At 38.7% G+C, this 15,882-nt stretch carries 18 protein-coding genes and 1 other RNA gene; 3 read left to right on the top strand and 16 right to left on the bottom strand.

From position 1 onward, the window contains the following. Positions 1 to 11: 11 nt before the first annotated feature. The 11 genes from lepB to ACEN4I_RS09980 all read right to left on the bottom strand — a co-directional run bounded on the left by lepB (position 12) and on the right by ACEN4I_RS09980 (position 10,709). A complete protein-coding gene (gene lepB, locus ACEN4I_RS10030) occupies positions 12 to 554 on the bottom strand; it encodes a signal peptidase I (RefSeq protein ID WP_407102834.1) in 543 nt (180 codons plus the stop codon). Between the two features lie 118 nt (positions 555 to 672). Then, entirely contained in the window at positions 673 to 2,172 is a 1,500-nt protein-coding gene (locus tag ACEN4I_RS10025) for a S41 family peptidase (protein ID WP_407102833.1), read from the bottom strand. Positions 2,173 to 2,250: 78 nt separating this feature from the next. Next, positions 2,251 to 2,964: a purine-nucleoside phosphorylase gene (gene deoD, locus ACEN4I_RS10020; RefSeq protein WP_407102832.1), complete on the bottom strand. Its 714-nt coding sequence runs from the start codon at positions 2,962 to 2,964 to the stop codon at positions 2,251 to 2,253. Positions 2,965 to 2,994: 30 nt separating this feature from the next. After that, positions 2,995 to 3,216, bottom strand: coding sequence for a YozE family protein (locus tag ACEN4I_RS10015; RefSeq protein WP_407102831.1), 222 nt, complete (start codon positions 3,214 to 3,216; stop codon positions 2,995 to 2,997). Then, a complete protein-coding gene (gene msrA / locus ACEN4I_RS10010) occupies positions 3,213 to 3,737 on the bottom strand; it encodes a peptide-methionine (S)-S-oxide reductase MsrA (protein ID WP_407102830.1) in 525 nt (174 codons plus the stop codon). Before msrA ends, ACEN4I_RS10015 begins: the two co-directional genes overlap by 4 nt. A 20-nt stretch (positions 3,738 to 3,757) precedes the next feature. Then, positions 3,758 to 4,378, bottom strand: coding sequence for a YpmS family protein (locus ACEN4I_RS10005; RefSeq protein ID WP_407102829.1), 621 nt, complete (start codon positions 4,376 to 4,378; stop codon positions 3,758 to 3,760). A 38-nt stretch (positions 4,379 to 4,416) separates the two neighbouring features. Then, positions 4,417 to 5,250 carry a GDSL-type esterase/lipase family protein gene (locus ACEN4I_RS10000; protein WP_407102828.1) on the bottom strand — a complete coding sequence of 278 codons (834 nt, stop codon included), beginning with the start codon at positions 5,248 to 5,250 and terminating at the stop codon, positions 4,417 to 4,419. A gap of 163 nt (positions 5,251 to 5,413) precedes the next feature. Then, the gene (locus tag ACEN4I_RS09995) at positions 5,414 to 5,914 is read right to left on the bottom strand and encodes a dihydrofolate reductase (RefSeq protein WP_407097322.1); all 501 of its coding nucleotides are present in this window, start codon (positions 5,912 to 5,914) and stop codon (positions 5,414 to 5,416) included. 27 nt (positions 5,915 to 5,941) lie between these two features. Next, positions 5,942 to 6,889, bottom strand: coding sequence for a thymidylate synthase (locus ACEN4I_RS09990; protein ID WP_407102827.1), 948 nt, complete (start codon positions 6,887 to 6,889; stop codon positions 5,942 to 5,944). 56 nt (positions 6,890 to 6,945) lie between these two features. Then, on the bottom strand, positions 6,946 to 8,838 hold the full coding sequence (locus ACEN4I_RS09985) for an ABC-F family ATP-binding cassette domain-containing protein (protein ID WP_407102826.1): 1,893 nt from the start codon (positions 8,836 to 8,838) through the stop codon (positions 6,946 to 6,948). Positions 8,839 to 9,038: 200 nt separating this feature from the next. Continuing rightward, positions 9,039 to 10,709, bottom strand: a complete 1,671-nt coding sequence (locus ACEN4I_RS09980; protein ID WP_407102825.1) for a formate--tetrahydrofolate ligase — start codon at positions 10,707 to 10,709, stop codon at positions 9,039 to 9,041. A 254-nt stretch (positions 10,710 to 10,963) separates the two neighbouring features. On the opposite strand from ACEN4I_RS09980, the gene ACEN4I_RS09975 reads away from it, so the two are divergent. Further along, the gene (locus ACEN4I_RS09975; RefSeq protein WP_079650851.1) at positions 10,964 to 11,167 is read left to right on the top strand and encodes a cold-shock protein; all 204 of its coding nucleotides are present in this window, start codon (positions 10,964 to 10,966) and stop codon (positions 11,165 to 11,167) included. A 147-nt stretch (positions 11,168 to 11,314) separates the two neighbouring features. Here ACEN4I_RS09975 and ACEN4I_RS09970 read toward each other — a convergent pair whose 3' ends face one another. Beyond that, the gene (locus tag ACEN4I_RS09970; RefSeq protein WP_407097326.1) at positions 11,315 to 11,755 is read right to left on the bottom strand and encodes an EbsA family protein; all 441 of its coding nucleotides are present in this window, start codon (positions 11,753 to 11,755) and stop codon (positions 11,315 to 11,317) included. A gap of 119 nt (positions 11,756 to 11,874) precedes the next feature. On the opposite strand from ACEN4I_RS09970, the gene ACEN4I_RS09965 reads away from it, so the two are divergent. Beyond that, on the top strand, positions 11,875 to 12,297 hold the full coding sequence (locus ACEN4I_RS09965) for a ribonuclease HI family protein (RefSeq protein ID WP_407097327.1): 423 nt from the start codon (positions 11,875 to 11,877) through the stop codon (positions 12,295 to 12,297). Positions 12,298 to 12,458: 161 nt separating this feature from the next. On the opposite strand, the gene ACEN4I_RS09960 is transcribed toward ACEN4I_RS09965, so the two are convergent. The 4 genes from ACEN4I_RS09960 to ACEN4I_RS09945 all read right to left on the bottom strand — a co-directional run bounded on the left by ACEN4I_RS09960 (position 12,459) and on the right by ACEN4I_RS09945 (position 15,140). Beyond that, a complete protein-coding gene (locus ACEN4I_RS09960; RefSeq protein ID WP_407102824.1) occupies positions 12,459 to 13,613 on the bottom strand; it encodes a class I SAM-dependent RNA methyltransferase in 1,155 nt (384 codons plus the stop codon). A 107-nt stretch (positions 13,614 to 13,720) separates the two neighbouring features. Further along, positions 13,721 to 14,095, bottom strand: an RNA gene (gene rnpB / locus ACEN4I_RS09955) — RNase P RNA component class B. 26 nt (positions 14,096 to 14,121) lie between these two features. Beyond that, the gene (gene gpsB, locus ACEN4I_RS09950) at positions 14,122 to 14,460 is read right to left on the bottom strand and encodes a cell division regulator GpsB (protein ID WP_407097329.1); all 339 of its coding nucleotides are present in this window, start codon (positions 14,458 to 14,460) and stop codon (positions 14,122 to 14,124) included. A 137-nt stretch (positions 14,461 to 14,597) separates the two neighbouring features. Beyond that, positions 14,598 to 15,140, bottom strand: coding sequence for a DUF1273 domain-containing protein (locus tag ACEN4I_RS09945; RefSeq protein ID WP_407097330.1), 543 nt, complete (start codon positions 15,138 to 15,140; stop codon positions 14,598 to 14,600). A gap of 68 nt (positions 15,141 to 15,208) precedes the next feature. Between ACEN4I_RS09945 and recU the strand changes: the two genes are divergently transcribed. Further along, complete coding sequence (gene recU / locus ACEN4I_RS09940; RefSeq protein ID WP_407097331.1) at positions 15,209 to 15,832, top strand: Holliday junction resolvase RecU; 624 nt, start codon at positions 15,209 to 15,211, stop codon at positions 15,830 to 15,832. Positions 15,833 to 15,882: the final 50 nt, after the last annotated feature.

The following is a 15,882-nucleotide window of genomic DNA, read 5'->3' as shown; positions in this document are numbered from 1 at the left end:
ACCTTCATCCTTTAATTTACGATAGATATACGTTCAAATGGATAGTATACCATAACCGCTTCCCCTATAATCATTTCCGCTGGTATAGGTCCATAATAACGACTATCATGGCTCAAGCGCCGATTATCTCCCAATACAAAATAATGTCCCTCTGGAACCAATGCTTCTCCCGTCAGATTCTCAAGGGTAAAATTTGAAGTCCAAACGCCACCCGCTGTTTTGACATAATCGTTCTCCAAAAACTGCTCATTGATCGGTTCATCATCGATAAACAACTGATCATTTTCATACCGGATACTTTCTCCAGGAAGACCAATCACTCGTTTTACAAATGTCCGATTTGAAGAATCACGAAAAACGATCACATCAAATCGGTTGATTTGGTGAATAGTTTCAACGATAATTTGATCGTTTTGTTGAAATGTAGGAAACATCGAAGAGCCGTCAATGGAAACTGGAAGAAAAATAAAATACTTGATAATCGATACGGCAATTGCTGCAAAAAGCACTGCTTTCAACCATCCTTTGCCATTTTCCTTCCAATATTTCTTCATATCATTTCGCTCCAAACTTTATTTATCTTTATCATACTAAAAAAGTGCTGAAATAACTATGTTTTTGTTGCCGCTCCGAAAAAAAGAAGACAGAACTACCTCCATCTTCTTTCTTTCTCTATTCACCTGATTGTTGCAAATGGTCCAAAGCTTCCTCATACTGCGTGTCATTTGAATCAATCAAATTGCGCAATTCTGTAATCAGCATAATAGCCGTTTCTTCTGTCACGACACCATCAACCGTCAACTCTTGATCAGCTTGGAATGTTTCAACTGCTTCAGCAGTGGCTTCATCAAAATGTCCATCCACTTCACCTACATCATAACTCAAAGCATCGATCACTTTTTCTAAATTCGCCACTTCTTCAGATGTGTCACCTTCTTGGTAGGTGGCCGAAGAATTGATCATTAAAAGATAAGCATATTCAGGTAATTCCGCTGCAATATCAGGTTCAATACCTTTATCATGGATCCAATTTCCGTTTGGCGTCAGCCATTTGGCAATCGTTAATTTCAACTCGCTTTCATCTGCAAAAGGAATCACAGATTGTACTGTCCCTTTTCCAAATGTCGTCGATCCCATAACAGTGATATCAGCAGATTCTTGCAGTGCACCTGCTAAAATCTCTGATGCACTGGCACTTCCTTCATCAACTAACAGAACAGATGGCTCTGTCACTTGAAAATCTCCCATTGAAGCATCATCTGCAACAACGGGAACTGGTTCTTGATCACGTTCTTGAGTTTGAACAATCGTCTCACCATCTTCTAAAAACATATTGGAAATATTAATGGCTGCATCCAATAAACCGCCTGGGTTCTGGCGGACATCAAAGACAAATGAGGTAGCTCCTTGAGCTCTCAAGTCTTCCACGGCGGCGACCAATTCGGTATAGGTTGGTGTAGAAAAACTCGTGATACCGACATAACCGACTGTCGGGTCTGATTCATCTAAATTATAGACCACCGTTTCTACCGGAATCGTATCTCGTGTCAGCGTAACTTCAAACGTATTGTCTCCTCGCTGGATTGTCAAAACGACTTCAGACCCTTTTTCTCCACGAATGTAAGACACTGCCTCATTTAAAGAAAGGCCGCTCAATTCTTGGTCATTTGCTTTTAAAATAATGTCATTCGGCATCAAACCAGCTTTTTCTGCTGGAGAACCAGCGATTGGGGACACGATCATAATGTAATCCCCCTGTTTTTGGACCTCAGCGCCAATGCCTTCAAAAGAAGCATCAATGCTCTCATTCAAAACAGCAGAATCAGATAAATCTAAATATTGCGTATAAGGATCTCCTACAGCATTTGTCATCCCAGAAAGAGCACCTTCCATTAAGTCTTCACTGCTCACTTCTTGAAAATATTCTGTCATCAACGTGTTATAGACCTGTTCAAACTTTGTATAATCGATCCCGCTTGTACTGGTGACGGCAGATTCTGATTGACTAGATGAAACTGCATTAGATGATTCGGGTTCCGTTGGTGCAGAGATAGAAGCATGTGTTGCTAAAAGAGTAAACCCTACAGAAAGCAATGCTACCACAATTAGAGACACCACATACGCTACTGGATGAATACGCGTTCTTTTTTTCTTGTTCGAATCATTATTCATAGATAGCTCCTTTCTGCTTGATAATAGTCGCTTGATTTAATTCCTTGAAAAAAGTGTACCACTTACCTAAAAAAATGACTATCCTTTGATTTTTAAAGCAGCATCTAAGGCAATAACAATCATATCGTTAAAAGTAGTTTGACGCTCTTCAGCTGTCGTTTCTTCTCCAGTGATCAAATGGTCACTGATGGTTAAGATCGTCAATGCTCTGCGGTTGTATTTGGCAGCCAAAGTGTACAGTCCAGCAGCTTCCATTTCTACAGCCATTACACCATAGTCTGCCAATTTTTTCTTATCTAACTCTTCATTGTAAAAGCGATCCGCAGACAATACATTGCCAGCACGCATTTTCAATCCTTTTTCAGTTCCGATCTCATAAGCTGCTTTCAGCAAATCAAAGTCAGCAATCGGTGCAAATTGAACTTGTCCATTGAATGTATTCATTACTGCACTTGAATCGGTAGTGGCTGCTTGGGCTAAAACCACATCGCGAACTTTGATGTCAGCCTTCATTCCTCCAGCAGTTCCCACACGAATCAAGTTCTGTACATTGTATTGTGTCATCAATTCTTCTGCATAGATCATCATAGAAGGAAGCCCCATCCCTGTACCTTGTACAGAAATACGTTCCCCTTTATATGTCCCTGTGTAACCAAACATATTTCTAACCGAATTGTACTGCTCTACATTTTCTAAAAAAGTTTCCGCGATGTATTTTGCTCTCAATGGATCTCCTGGTAATAAAATCGTTTCTGCAATTTGTCCTTCTTTTGCTTCGATATGTACACTCATATCTAATCCCTCCATTTAGTCTTCAGTTTGTTATTTTTTAGTAGCCAAATACCGTTCCCATGCTTCATCAAATATGGTCATCGTTTCTAAATACGAACCGTTCATTTCTAAATAGTGACACAGTTCATGGTAATCCTTGGATTGCTTTGGAAAACTTGAGTCTCGAAAAGCTGAATTCGCAAAAATCGTCACCGGATCTTTCATATCTGCATCTCTTTCAGTCATCAGATATTGGTAGAATGTGCGTATCATCGTACTTGCCCCATTTGTTGTTTATTCGCATATGCCTCGCGCTCCACTTTTTCTTGTTGGTAGCGTTCAGGATTTTTGCGGTAAAATTCTTGATGTTCTTCTTCTGCCTCATAAAAAGGACAGCTGTCTTCAATGGTCGTCAAAATCGGTTTAGAATATTTCCTGCTGTCTTGCAGTGCCTGTTTAGAAGCTTCGGCAGCTGTTCGTTGAGCTTCATTGTGCACAAAAATCACTGGCCGATAACTGCTGCCGCGGTCCATAAAGTGTCCCATAGCATCTGTAGGATCTGTCTGCTTCCAGTAAATTTCGACTAAATCCGCATAAGAGATTATCTCTGGATCGAAAGTAATTCTAACGGCTTCTGTATGTCCAGTCAGTTGCGACTTTACCTCTTCATAAGTAGGATCAACAGTTTGACCGCCAGTATAGCCGGAAATCACCGATTCAATACCGGGTTGTTGATCAAAAGGGGATACCATGCACCAAAAGCATCCACCAGCAAAAATAGCTGTTTCTGTCATGTTCATTAACCTCATTTCTTTTATTCAGTGGTTGAAGCCGGGATATGGACATTCACCAATAGTTCGTTTTCTACTAAATCGATTCGTTCGGCGGAGAAGAAAATGCCGCTATCTAATTGGAAATCATTTAAGTTCAAGGTGATCGTTTCTGTTTCCCCATCGATCACTACCCATTCGGGAATCGACAACTGATTACCCAGTTGATTCATTACAAATGAAATCGGCAGATTCAATTGTCCTAAAGACAACTGGTCTGCTTTTAGTTGTATATTTCCATTATCGGTTACAAATGGATCCATATACAAATTAAACGGCACCTCAAAGCCAAATACTTCAAAACTTCCTGCAAGTTGAAAATTCTCATCCAGCAAGACCTCATAATTTACATTGCTTCCTGTTACTTCCTCATCAATGTATTGGTTCATCAATTGTGTGACTTCTTCTTTCTGAGCAGCTACGCTAAAGGTCATGACATCTTCTGTATTTACGGGTCTTTCATTGACTTCTCCATATCTGACCGGTTGCAGTTGTTGAACAAACCAGATTCCTGTTCCTATAAGAATAGCTGCTAAGGTCAAGAATGCCCATTTCCATATATTTAGCGGTTCTTTTCTTTCTTTATCCATTCTTTTTTCGTCCATAGTACCTCCTTTTAAGTTGCATTATAGAAGCTGCCTGTTTATTCTTCCAAAAAGGCTTCCGTTTTTTCCATTTCTGTCAGCAATAAAGCGGCCATTCTGCTGTAACCAGCATCATTGGGGTGGAATAAATCTTCTTCGTAAAGATACGGATTTTCAATCACTTCATTCGTTGCTTTCGTTTGTGCCAAGGCATTTGGATCTTCAACCGTAAAAGCTGAATCTATTGGAATATAATGGGTATACTCAAATGCGGCAACAGTATCTTGAGTGGCTTGATTCCACTCATCAACGATCCGCTGCATTTCTTCGATTTCTGAAAAATAAATGGCGTACGGATTGTAGATGCCAAAAATATAAATGTCTGTTTCTGAATTCCATTCATGGACCAGTTGAATCATTTTTGTTAAATTCTCTTGATATACTTGCAGCGGTTGGATAAAACTGTCCAACTGAACATTGAGCAGCTCGTCTTTAAAAATACGGATAACATCATTTCCACCTACCGTAAATACTACCATATCAGCTGACTTAACAGCTGTCTTTATTTCAGAATCGGATTCCATTCGGGAAAGCACTTGGTCACTGCGGTTTCCACTGACCCCAAAATTTTGTGTGGTAACTTCAGCAACTTCTTTCTTTTCTTCTAACAAATCAGCGACCCGAGAAACATAACCGCCACTGGATAGACTATCACCGACACCTTCTGTCAATGAATCACCAATAGCCACAAGTTCGACCGATTCAGGTATGCTCTCAGGAGTTGTCTGTTCCTCTCCAGGTGTATTAAAGAAAGCATTGAGCAACAATACCACCAATAAACTGCCTATTAATAGGAACAGTAAACTGAGCAGTGATGAACGTACTTTTTTCATATCAAATGCACTCTGTTCCTTTCCATTATTTTACGTTGGTTCATTTTACCATTTTATCTCACAAAAAATAAGTACTAGATCGCCTATTCCTCGATTCTTTTTTATTTTTTTCAGGGACGAAAAGCTTTACCGCATAAAATCTGCAGCAAAGCTTTTATCTTCTTTATTTGGAGCTGTTTTTTCGGCGATAGGTCTCAAAACGATGCGCATAAACATTTTTTTCGTCTCTCACGCCCTCTTCCACATGTGTTAAGGTCCAGTCGTCCCAATTGATAGGAACCATATAGGTATCCCCTTCAAATTCTCCATCAATGACTGTCCGATGCAAGATATCGACATCCTCTAGAAAATGCTGAAAGACACCAGCGCCTCCAGTGATCAAGGTATCTTTCTCATAAGCTTTTGCGAAAGCCAATACTTCTTCACGACTAGACATGACTTCCACGCCATCGGCTTGATACGAGGAGTCTGACGTTAAAATAATGTTGATGCGATTTGGAAGAGGGCGTTTCCCCATTCCTTCAAATGTTTTTCTCCCCATTACAATGGCTTGATTTATCGTCATTTGTTTAAAAAATTTCAGGTCATTCGGCAGATACCAAGGCAATGTTCCGCCTTTTCCAATCAGACCGTTTTTATCTTCTGCCCATAAAAAAGCTATCATCTATTACCACTCCCTACTTTATACTTATTATACCGCTATTGGAGCTTTTATTCTCGGGTGCGGATCGTATCCTTCGATGCGGATATCTTCCATTTCAAAATCAAACATACTGCTTTTTTTTTGGTTCAATACCAGCTTTGGAAAGGATCTAGGTTCACGAGACAATTGCTCTTGGATTTGATCGACATGATTGCTGTATAAATGTGCATCTCCAAAAGTGTGCACAAATTCTCCAACTTCTAAATTTGTTTCGTGAGCAATCAAATGCGTCAATAAAGCATAGCTGGCAATATTAAACGGTACTCCTAAAAAGACATCCGCACTACGTTGATACAACTGACAATTCAACTTACCTTCTGCTACATAAAATTGAAACAACGTATGACAAGGCGGCAATGCCATATTAGGCACATCTTCTGGATTCCATGCGGAGACAATCAAGCGTCTAGAATCCGGATTTGTACGAATCATTTCAATAACATCTTTTAACTGGTCAATGGTTTCCCCTTGAGTCGTTTTCCACTGTCGCCATTGTGAACCATAGACGTTCCCTAATTCTCCGTACTGTTCAGCAAATGCAGCATCGTTTAAAATACGTTCCGTAAATTTTTTCATTTCTAGTTGGTACACTTCTTTAAAAGCAGCGTCTGCTAATGAACGTCTACCGAAATCAATCATGTCAGGGCCGGCGTATTCTGGGCTCGCCACATAGCGTTCAAACGCCCATTCATCCCAAATGTGATTATTGTGTTCAAGTAAGTAGCGAATGTTGGTGTCTCCTTTAATAAACCACAACAATTCACTTTTGATCAATCCAAAAGGAACACGTTTCGTAGTCAATAAAGGGAAACCTTCTTGCAGATCAAAACGCATTTGGTGACCGAAAATACTTTTTGTTCCAGTCCCCGTACGATCACTTTTATCTGTTCCTTCTGCTAAAATTTTTCTCGCTAATGATAAATAAGCTTCTTCCACTAGTATCCCTCCGCTTTTAACTCTCATTTCTGCTGTTATCGGTCCTGCAAATGCTGTTACATTTCAGAAAACGAAGCTAAATATTCCCAGCGCTCCATTTTTTCTTCCAAATGATTTTCTTGTGCAGTCAGATTTTCTTGCAATTCTTGCAACTTCGCAAAATCATTCCCTTTTCCAATCATTTCTTCTTTGATAGCTTCAATCGATTTTTCTATCTCAGCGATGTCGTCTTCGATTGTTTCCCATTCTCTTTTCTCCATGTAAGTCAATTTCACTTTTTCTTTTGTTTTATCCTCTACAACTGACTCTGTTGGAGTTTTGGTATTTCCAGGTTTAGCAGCTTGTTCATCTTCTTTTTCTTGTTCCATGTAAGAACTGCTATTGCCGTAATGGGTGATAATCTCTCCATTTCCTTTAAAAATCAACATTTTTTCTGCCATTTTATCTAAGAAATAACGATCATGCGAAACAGCTAACACAGCACCCGGGAAGGTTTCAATATAGTCTTCCAAAACGGTTAATGTAGCAATATCCAGATCATTTGTAGGTTCATCCAGCAGCAGAACATTTGGCTGCTGCATCAATAATTTCAGCAAGTATAACCGTTTCTTCTCACCACCAGATAATTTTCCGATTTGAGTCCCGTGAGTATGGCGTTCAAATAAAAACTGTTCCAACAAGTTAGTGACACTAATCTTTTCACCCGCACTTGTAGAGACTTCTTCTCCCACTTCTTGCAAATAGGCGATCACTCGTTTCGTAGGATCCATGTCTTCGATTTCTTGTGTATAATAAGCCATTCGGACTGTTTCTCCGACAGTATAAACACCGGAATCTAAGGTTACTCTACCAGCCAGTACATTTAATAAAGAAGATTTACCAGTCCCATTTTTACCTGTGATGCCGATTCGATCTTTTGTTTGTACCAGTAAGTTGAACTCCTTCAAAATTAGTTTATGGTCGATCGTTAGTGTAGCCTCTTTTAATTCATAGACACGTTTCCCTAAACGAGAACCTTCCAGATTGACTTCCACTTGTCCATCCGTTTTGACTTGATTCAAATTGTCTTCTAAATCTTGGAATCGGTCGATCCGAGCTTGTTGTTTAGTTGTTCTGGCTTTAGCCCCTGTTCTCATCCAAGCCAATTCTTTTTTATACAATTGATTCCGCTTGTGTTCAGCTTGAATAGCCGCTTCTTGACGGACAGCGCGTTCTTCCACGTATTGCATGTAATTTCCGTTATAGAAGTACAAATCGCCATGAGACAATTCGATGATTCGATTCACTACCCGATCTAGGAAATAACGATCGTGGGTTACCAATAACAAAGCCCCTTTATACTGACTCAAGTAAGTTTCCAGCCAATTGATGGTTTCAAAATCCAAATGGTTGGTGGGCTCATCTAAAATCAATAAATCTGGAGCTTGAATGAGCACTTGAGCTAAACCGACACGTTTTTTTTGCCCTCCCGATAAAGTCGACACACGTTGATTCAAATCGAAAACGCCTAATTGAGTCAATATGATCTTTGCATTCGTATCTGCGATCCAAGCATCTTCCTGAGTCATCCGCTGTTCTGCTTTAGAAAAACGTTCTTGATAAGCGGAATTCAGTGTATCTTCGTTCAATTTCTCCAAAGCTTGTTCATACTCGCGAACGGCTTTTAGAATCGGTGTTTCCCCTTGAAATACCGCATCAAAGACCGTTTTTTCTGTATCCAGATCTGGGTCTTGCATTAAATACCCAATACGATATTCCTTTGGTGTTTGAATCGATCCTTGTTCGGCTTTGTCTCTTCCCGTCAAAGTGTTCAATAAACTAGTCTTGCCAGAACCGTTTACACCGATCAAACCTATACGATCGCCTTCCATAATAGAAAAATTCACTTGGTTTAATAGGACTTTTTCTCCATAGGTACGCGTTAAGTTTTCTGCTTTTAATTCTTTCATAATGAGTTCAACTCTTTCATTTCATTTAATACATACTCCGTTTTACATGAGGTCTTTCTTATTTTACCATTTTTATATCAAATAGAAACCCTCGTCAGGTATTTTAAAAAACTTCCTCTGGATTTTACACCATACGAAAAAAACACCTTGACCCGTTTAACGTTGGTCAAGGTGTTGAAACAGCTTATTTTATCGGCTGATTAGAACAAGCCGGTGATATCTCCATTTTCTTTGATGTCCATATTTAACGCTGCTGGTTTTTTAGGCAACCCTGGCATAGTCAATACGTCTCCTGTTAATGCCACAATAAATCCCGCTCCTAGTTTAGGAATAAATTCTCGAATGGTAACAGCGAAACCAGTTGGTCTGCCTAATTTTTTAGGATCATCTGAAAGAGAATATTGAGTTTTCGCCATACAGATCGGCAACTCGTCCCAACCACGTCGTTCAAATAATTTCATTTGAGATAAGGCTTTTTTAGTGAAGTACACTTCTTGTCCGCCATAAATCTCGGTTACGATTTTTTGGACTTTGTCGACGACCTTGCTAGAGTCTTCATACAAAGGTTGAAAGTCTTCATGTCCTTGGTTGGCAGCGGAAATGACTTTATTCGCCAAATCAATCCCGCCTTTCGACCCATTTGCCCATACGGAAGTGTTCGCAGCAGGGATTTGCTGTTTGTTCAATAAGGCAGCTAGATGATTGATTTCAGCTGGAGTATCTTTACTGAATTCATTAATAGCGACTACAACGGGTAAATTGTAGCGTTTGATATTTTCAATGTGTTTTTCTAAGTTAGCAAACCCTTTAGTGATCGCTTTGCTATTTTCTTCTTCTAACTGATCCAATTTCACTCCGCCATGCAGCTTCAGTGCCCGGATCGTTGCTACAATAACGACAACATCAGGAGCTTTCTCCAAATTGGGAACTTTGATGTCTAAAAACTTCTCGGCACCTAAATCAGCTCCAAATCCCGATTCTGTCACCGTATAGTCCGCTAATTTCATTGCAGTGCTGGTAGCCAGTACACTGTTGCATCCATGAGCAATATTGGCAAAAGGCCCCCCATGCACTAAAGCAGGCGTATGTTCCAGCGTCTGAACCAAATTTGGTTTGATAGCGTCTTTCAGCAATAATGCCAAAGCTCCTTCTACATGCAAGTCTGCTACAGTAACAGGTTGTTTGTCGTAGGTTTCAGCAACCACAATTTGTTTTAAACGATTTTTTAAATCTTGAAGACCAGTAGTTAAACAAAGGATGGCCATTAATTCGCTGGCCACTGTGATATCGAATCCGTCTTCACGAGGTACACCATTCAATCTTCCGCCTAATCCAACCACCACATTTCTTAAAGCTCGGTCATTCAAATCAACCGCCCGTTTCCAACTGATTGTCGTAGGATTGATGTTGCATTCATTACCTTGATAAATATGGTTATCAATAAATGCCGATAATGCATTATTAGCAGAAGTTAAAGCATGCAGATCTCCTGTAAAATGCAAATTAATGTCTTCCATAGGAACAACTTGTGCGTGACCTCCTCCAGCAGCCCCACCTTTGATTCCCATTGTAGGACCCAAAGAAGGTTCGCGCAAAGCCAGAATAGTGGATTCTCCTACCCGATTCAATGCATCTGCCAACCCAACGGATACCGTGGACTTTCCTTCTCCAGCAGGTGTGGGATTGATCGATGTTACTAGTACCAACTTTCCGTTTTCTTTATCTTTCAATTGTTGAATCGTTTCTAATTGAATTTTTGCTTTATAATTGCCGTACAGCTCAAGATCCTCTTCATTTAAACCTATCTTGTGCGCAATTTCTTTGATTTTTTTCTTCTTTGATTGTTGTGCAATTTGAATATCTGTCAGCATTGATTCATCATCCTTTCAATTTCCATTATGGAAAACACCTTTTCTCTCTTAACTAGTATACCGCATTCGCAAACTGAAAAAAACTTTCTCTTGTCTGCAAATGAAAAAATACCTGCACAAACAGAAAGCGTTTTTCTATAAGGAGATTTCCATTGACGGATTATTTGTTTATTCATATAATGATTGAAAGACATAGCATTCTAATCTCTATCGTCTTACAATTGAAAAATCCCCTTATTAGGAGGAAACCTATCATGGAAAATGGTATTGTTAAATGGTTCAACAATGACAAAGGTTACGGCTTTATCGAATACAACGATGCTGAAGATATCTTTGTACACTTTACAGGCATCGAAGCAGAAGGATACAAATCTTTGGCTGAAGGACAAAAAGTAACGTTTGATATCGCTGAAGGAAATCGTGGTCCACAAGCGACCAAAGTAAGAATAGCAAAGTAGCATTGCCCTTTTATTTCCATGCGTTACACATAGGGGGATCAGAATATTTTTTACACAATCATTGCTCACTATCTGGTCAACAAAAGCATTAAAAAAGAGCGGGATTTCCCGCTCTTTTTTAATGCTTTTGAGTTACTTCAGCTCCAACTAATATTCACTAGAAGCAGCTTGTTGTTCTTCTAAAATAATTGCAGGATAGTGTTCCTTCATGTGAGCTAAAAAAATTTGTTTGTTTTTTTGGTTTAAATAAAAACGGTATTGCTCAGAGTCATTGCTGTTCAATAAAATGATGACTCTCATTTTAGAAAAAGCAATTTTATGAATAGCTGAAATAGAGAGCGTCTTTTTTTGTTTCAAACAACCTGAAAAAATCAGCTGCTCCTTTTCTATCTTCAAATGAATGGTCCTAGTCAAAGCAACTAACCCAATAGTTAATACACCAAAGACAATACTTGTCCAATTAATTGCTGTGTACTCCAATGCAGCTATTACAGCTATAAAAAAAGTCAACCAACAGATCGACCAATAGATTATTTGATAAGCCGGTTCAAACGAAAGAATGATTTTTGATTTTTTTGACCGTTTCACACAATTCCCTCACATTCATCCTATGTATCTTAATATATAAACAATTTTATTCAAATGTAGTACTATAATAGTAGCAGTTAAGTTTGAATAAATTGGTACTTTTTAAGGAGTTTTTTCTAATGATAAAAATTTATACAGATGCCGCAACTAAAGGCAATCCCGGTCCCAGCGGAATAGGTTTTGTTTTAGTTGGCGAAGATCTCTATCAACAAACTGCCGTACCTCTTGAAGGTACCTACAGTAATCATGAAGCTGAGTTTATCGCTTTAGTTACAGGCTTGTCCTATCTCGTAGATCATAAACTGAACAAAGAGGTTCTTCAAATTTTTTCAGATAGCAAAATAGTTGTTTCGGCTATCCAAAAAAGCTATGTGAAAAATGAAGTCTTTAAACCTCATTTGCACCAATTAAAAAGCCTCTTAAATCAGTTTGAATTGTACCTCATTGAATGGATCCCAGATGCAAAAAACAAAGGTGCAGACAACTTGGCTCGCCAAGCACTAAGAACGGCTCTCAAGAATTTCGACTCCACTAAAGCATAACTTATTTTTGTCTCTACAACAACAAAAGAGCTGCATCCTTTTATTTTCCTGATAAAACAAAATCTGCCCATCAGTTGTCTACAGCAACTAATGGGCAGATGACAAATATAGATTCGTTTTTTATTAGTTGTACCAAACAACTAAACACTTAAAAGGCTGTTTTATTGCTCTTTAGGCTGACGAGGTGGACGTTTTCCCCAATATTGGAACAGATCAGTCCGCAAGGCACCATTGTATAATTTACGTTTTTTCGTAGCCTTTTGACCATATTCTTTTTCAAACGTTAAATCGCTGGTCAGAATATATTTGCTCCATGTTTCTAATGGACGGAAGGCTGTTCCCATTTCACGATAAACTTTTCTTACCGACTCTTCTTCGCCTAAACGTTGACCATAAGGGGGGTTCGCCACTATCACCCCATATTCTTTATCCGTTTTGAAATCAGCTACTTGCATTTGTTTAAAGGAGATACTATCTAAAACACCTGCTTCAGTAGCATTGCGTTTCGCTATTTCGATCATGTGTCCATCTATATCAGAAGCTTGAATATCCAATTCAACATCGTAATCAGCTTCTTGTTCTGCTTGTTCACGGATTGTTTCCCACACAGATTCATTAAACCAGTCCCATCCTTCACTGACAAAAGAGCGATTGAATCCAGGAGCAATATTGTGTCCGATCAAAGCAGCTTCAATAGGAATAGTACCAGAACCGCACATTGGATCAAGAAATGGTTTATCTTTGCGCCAAGTAGTCAACAGAATCAAAGCTGCAGCCATATTTTCTTTTAAAGGTGCTCCCCCTTTTTCAGTACGGTACCCACGTTTGAATAAGCTTGATCCGGTGGTATCCAAAGTAATGGTTACTTTGTCTTTTAACAAAGCCACTTCTAAAGGAAACAAAGCCCCGGTTTCAGGCAAGCGGCTGCTGCGGTGATAAACGTCACTTAGACGGTTCACAATTGCTTTTTTTACGATCGCTTGGCAATCTGACACACTATACAATTTAGATTTGATCGATTTACCCGCTACTGGAAATTCTCCATCCATAGGAATCAAGTCTTCCCAAGCAACAGCTTTTGTTTTTTCAAACAACTCATCAAATGTATAAGCTTCAAACTCCGCAACCACTATTTTGATGCGGTCGGCTGTTCTTAACCAAAGATTTGTCCGTGCAATGTCTTCTAATCCGCCTTCAAAATAAACTTTTCCATTTTCAACTTGGCATTCATAACCAAGCTGGCGTAATTCTTTTCCAACTAACGCTTCAATCCCGCTTGCTGCTGTAGCAACGAGTTTAAATTTTTCTATTGTCATGTAGAATGCTCCATTCTTTTTCTACTATACTAAACTGCTTTTTAGGTGAAAAGCAAAAAATATGTATAAAACCCTCCTTAAAAAGGAGGGTTTCCCTGATTGTAAATTTCTATAAGCCATGTTCTGTCCCAGATAATTTTCAGGCACAAATTATCTGGGGGCAATCATCTGTCTGCAATGAATTGCCTCTCTCATCTGTTCATTTCCATAGAAAGAGTGCCCCTACCAAAGTTTGGGTTGCTCGCTCGAGGGGTTTACCCGTTCCACCAATAGCGTTTCCCCTATTGCTTCGTCACTGTGGCACTTTCAAGAATACTCAAGCATAGTGTTGCCACCTTAGCTTTTTTTTCTGCCGTCACTTTAGTTTGCACTAAAGGCCTTAGCTTATGATTTCGCTAAGCACGAACACTACAAGCATCTCAGCTTGTGCGAGCATGGACTTTCCTCAGCCTAGTCTAGCTAGACCGCGATTGCCCGAAATTTACAAATATCTATTTAACCATGCTGACTATTCAAAGTCACTTGAATTATCTGTATCTAATTTAGAACCAAATACATGTCTTTCAAGGTTTGACAGTCTTTTTAAAATATCAAAATTGGTTACTGTATTGCTGGATTGACCAGATTGTCCTGGTTTTTGCAATGCTGCTTGCTTAGTCAGCTCGTCTACTTTACTATGTAAACGTTCGTTCTCTGCTTTTAACTGACTGATTTCTTTATTGTATGATTCATAATCACGAATAACCTCATCCAAGTATTCATCGACTTCTGCTGGACTGTATCCACGCATACCTGTTTTGAATTCTTTTTGTAGGATGTCTTTAGTCGTTAAAGTTCTATTCGCCATAATTGCACCTCATTCGTTTCAACTTTTCCAATATTTTAGAAACTCTTCTCTTCCTCACCATTATAACAAAGATACGGTTAAAAAAAAATAGCAAACTGAATTTTAAATGGATTCTCTCACTTTTTTAATAAATCGGACTACTCATTTTCATTTTGAATCGTATTTTGCAATTGATCAAAATCGATTAAACGACATTCATAAGAGCTGTGTTCTTGTTTCTTTTGTATCTCTTCATAAAGAAACTTCGTTTTCCCTTCAAATTCTCTATCGTACACTAACAAGGCAGCACTGGTATGCTCCAATAAAAAATGTTGGTGATTTTTTAATTGGGAAGGATCTTTATATGGTTGGTGAGAAGTCGATTCAATATAATCCGCTAATTCTTTCAGTTCACTCAATTTTAATTGTTTATCTTCTTTCCAGTTGGAACCGAACTCTAAAAACGGAAAAATAATGGCTTGTTGGATTTCAGGATAATCCATTTTCAATTCGTCGACTACTTCTACTGTCCATTGCTCCACACCTAATTGACCACTAGTTAAAATCCAATCGACGCCATTTTCGATAAAGCTGGTAATTTCATTTTTCAGAGCTTTTTTTATGACATCAATTTTGGCGTCTTTTTCTGAAAAAACGCCTAGTTCATAGGTTCGATAGCCGCTAATATATAAGTTTGTCATAAACTATTTGAATCTCCTTTTCTTTCAAGTATCATATTTGGTATAATGCAAACTAGGAAGTGATGCAAATGGTAGTAAATTATCCTAATGGTAAGCAGTATGCTAAACCAGAAACAAAGCCAACACCGCGTAAGAAAAAAAACAAACTGACTACGTTTAGTAATCGAGGAATGTCTTTAGAAGATGATATCAATGATAGCAATATCAGTTATTTAAGACAAGAACGGGCGGTGATTCATAAGAAACCTACACCTATACAAATCGTCAACGTAGACTACCCTAAACGAAGTGCAGCTGTCATTAAAGAAGCATATTTCAGACAAGCGTCTACTACCGATTACAATGGAGTTTACCGTGGTTTTTATTTGGATTTTGAAGCTAAAGAAACCAAAAACAAATTATCGTTTCCTTTAAAGAACTTTCATCAGCATCAAATTACCCATATGCATCAGTGCTTGAAACAAAAAGGAATTTGTTTCGTTATTTTACGATTTTCGTCAATAAATCGCCTTTTTCTCCTAGAAGCTAAGCTATTGCTCACTTACTGGGACGATCAAAAAGATGGACGCAAATCTATTCCCATTTCAGAACTTGAAAAAAACGGGTATGAGATGTATTATGGTTTTTCGCCGCGTATTCCCTATTTGGACGTGGTGGATCAATTGATTGACTACTCTCTATCTAACATATAGGAAATAGAACTGCGTTGTCAAAGGAAATTCAGTATGGAAAGTTTGCTAGG

Origin of the sequence: Desemzia sp. FAM 23990 (genome assembly GCF_045528485.1) — a bacterium.
Lineage (GTDB): Bacteria > Bacillota > Bacilli > Lactobacillales > Carnobacteriaceae > Desemzia.
The sequence above is the reverse complement of the archived record's forward strand: the minus strand, read 5'-3'. Positions and strand labels throughout refer to the sequence as shown.

Coding starts and splice junctions, on each gene's coding strand:
- lepB (WP_407102834.1), bottom strand. CDS start 554: ATGAAGAAATATTGGAAGGAAAATGGCAAAGGATGGTTGAAAGCAGTG.
- recU (WP_407097331.1), top strand. CDS start 15,209: ATGGTAGTAAATTATCCTAATGGTAAGCAGTATGCTAAACCAGAAACA.
- gpsB (WP_407097329.1), bottom strand. CDS start 14,460: ATGGCGAATAGAACTTTAACGACTAAAGACATCCTACAAAAAGAATTC.
- ACEN4I_RS09980 (WP_407102825.1), bottom strand. CDS start 10,709: ATGCTGACAGATATTCAAATTGCACAACAATCAAAGAAGAAAAAAATC.
- ACEN4I_RS09960 (WP_407102824.1), bottom strand. CDS start 13,613: ATGACAATAGAAAAATTTAAACTCGTTGCTACAGCAGCAAGCGGGATT.
- ACEN4I_RS10000 (WP_407102828.1), bottom strand. CDS start 5,250: ATGAAAAAAGTACGTTCATCACTGCTCAGTTTACTGTTCCTATTAATA.
- ACEN4I_RS09975 (WP_079650851.1), top strand. CDS start 10,964: ATGGAAAATGGTATTGTTAAATGGTTCAACAATGACAAAGGTTACGGC.
- ACEN4I_RS09995 (WP_407097322.1), bottom strand. CDS start 5,914: ATGATAGCTTTTTTATGGGCAGAAGATAAAAACGGTCTGATTGGAAAA.
- ACEN4I_RS10015 (WP_407102831.1), bottom strand. CDS start 3,216: ATGATACGCACATTCTACCAATATCTGATGACTGAAAGAGATGCAGAT.
- deoD (WP_407102832.1), bottom strand. CDS start 2,964: ATGAGTGTACATATCGAAGCAAAAGAAGGACAAATTGCAGAAACGATT.
- ACEN4I_RS09965 (WP_407097327.1), top strand. CDS start 11,875: ATGATAAAAATTTATACAGATGCCGCAACTAAAGGCAATCCCGGTCCC.
- ACEN4I_RS10025 (WP_407102833.1), bottom strand. CDS start 2,172: ATGAATAATGATTCGAACAAGAAAAAAAGAACGCGTATTCATCCAGTA.
- ACEN4I_RS09945 (WP_407097330.1), bottom strand. CDS start 15,140: ATGACAAACTTATATATTAGCGGCTATCGAACCTATGAACTAGGCGTT.
- ACEN4I_RS10005 (WP_407102829.1), bottom strand. CDS start 4,378: ATGGACGAAAAAAGAATGGATAAAGAAAGAAAAGAACCGCTAAATATA.
- ACEN4I_RS09985 (WP_407102826.1), bottom strand. CDS start 8,838: ATGAAAGAATTAAAAGCAGAAAACTTAACGCGTACCTATGGAGAAAAA.
- msrA (WP_407102830.1), bottom strand. CDS start 3,737: ATGACAGAAACAGCTATTTTTGCTGGTGGATGCTTTTGGTGCATGGTA.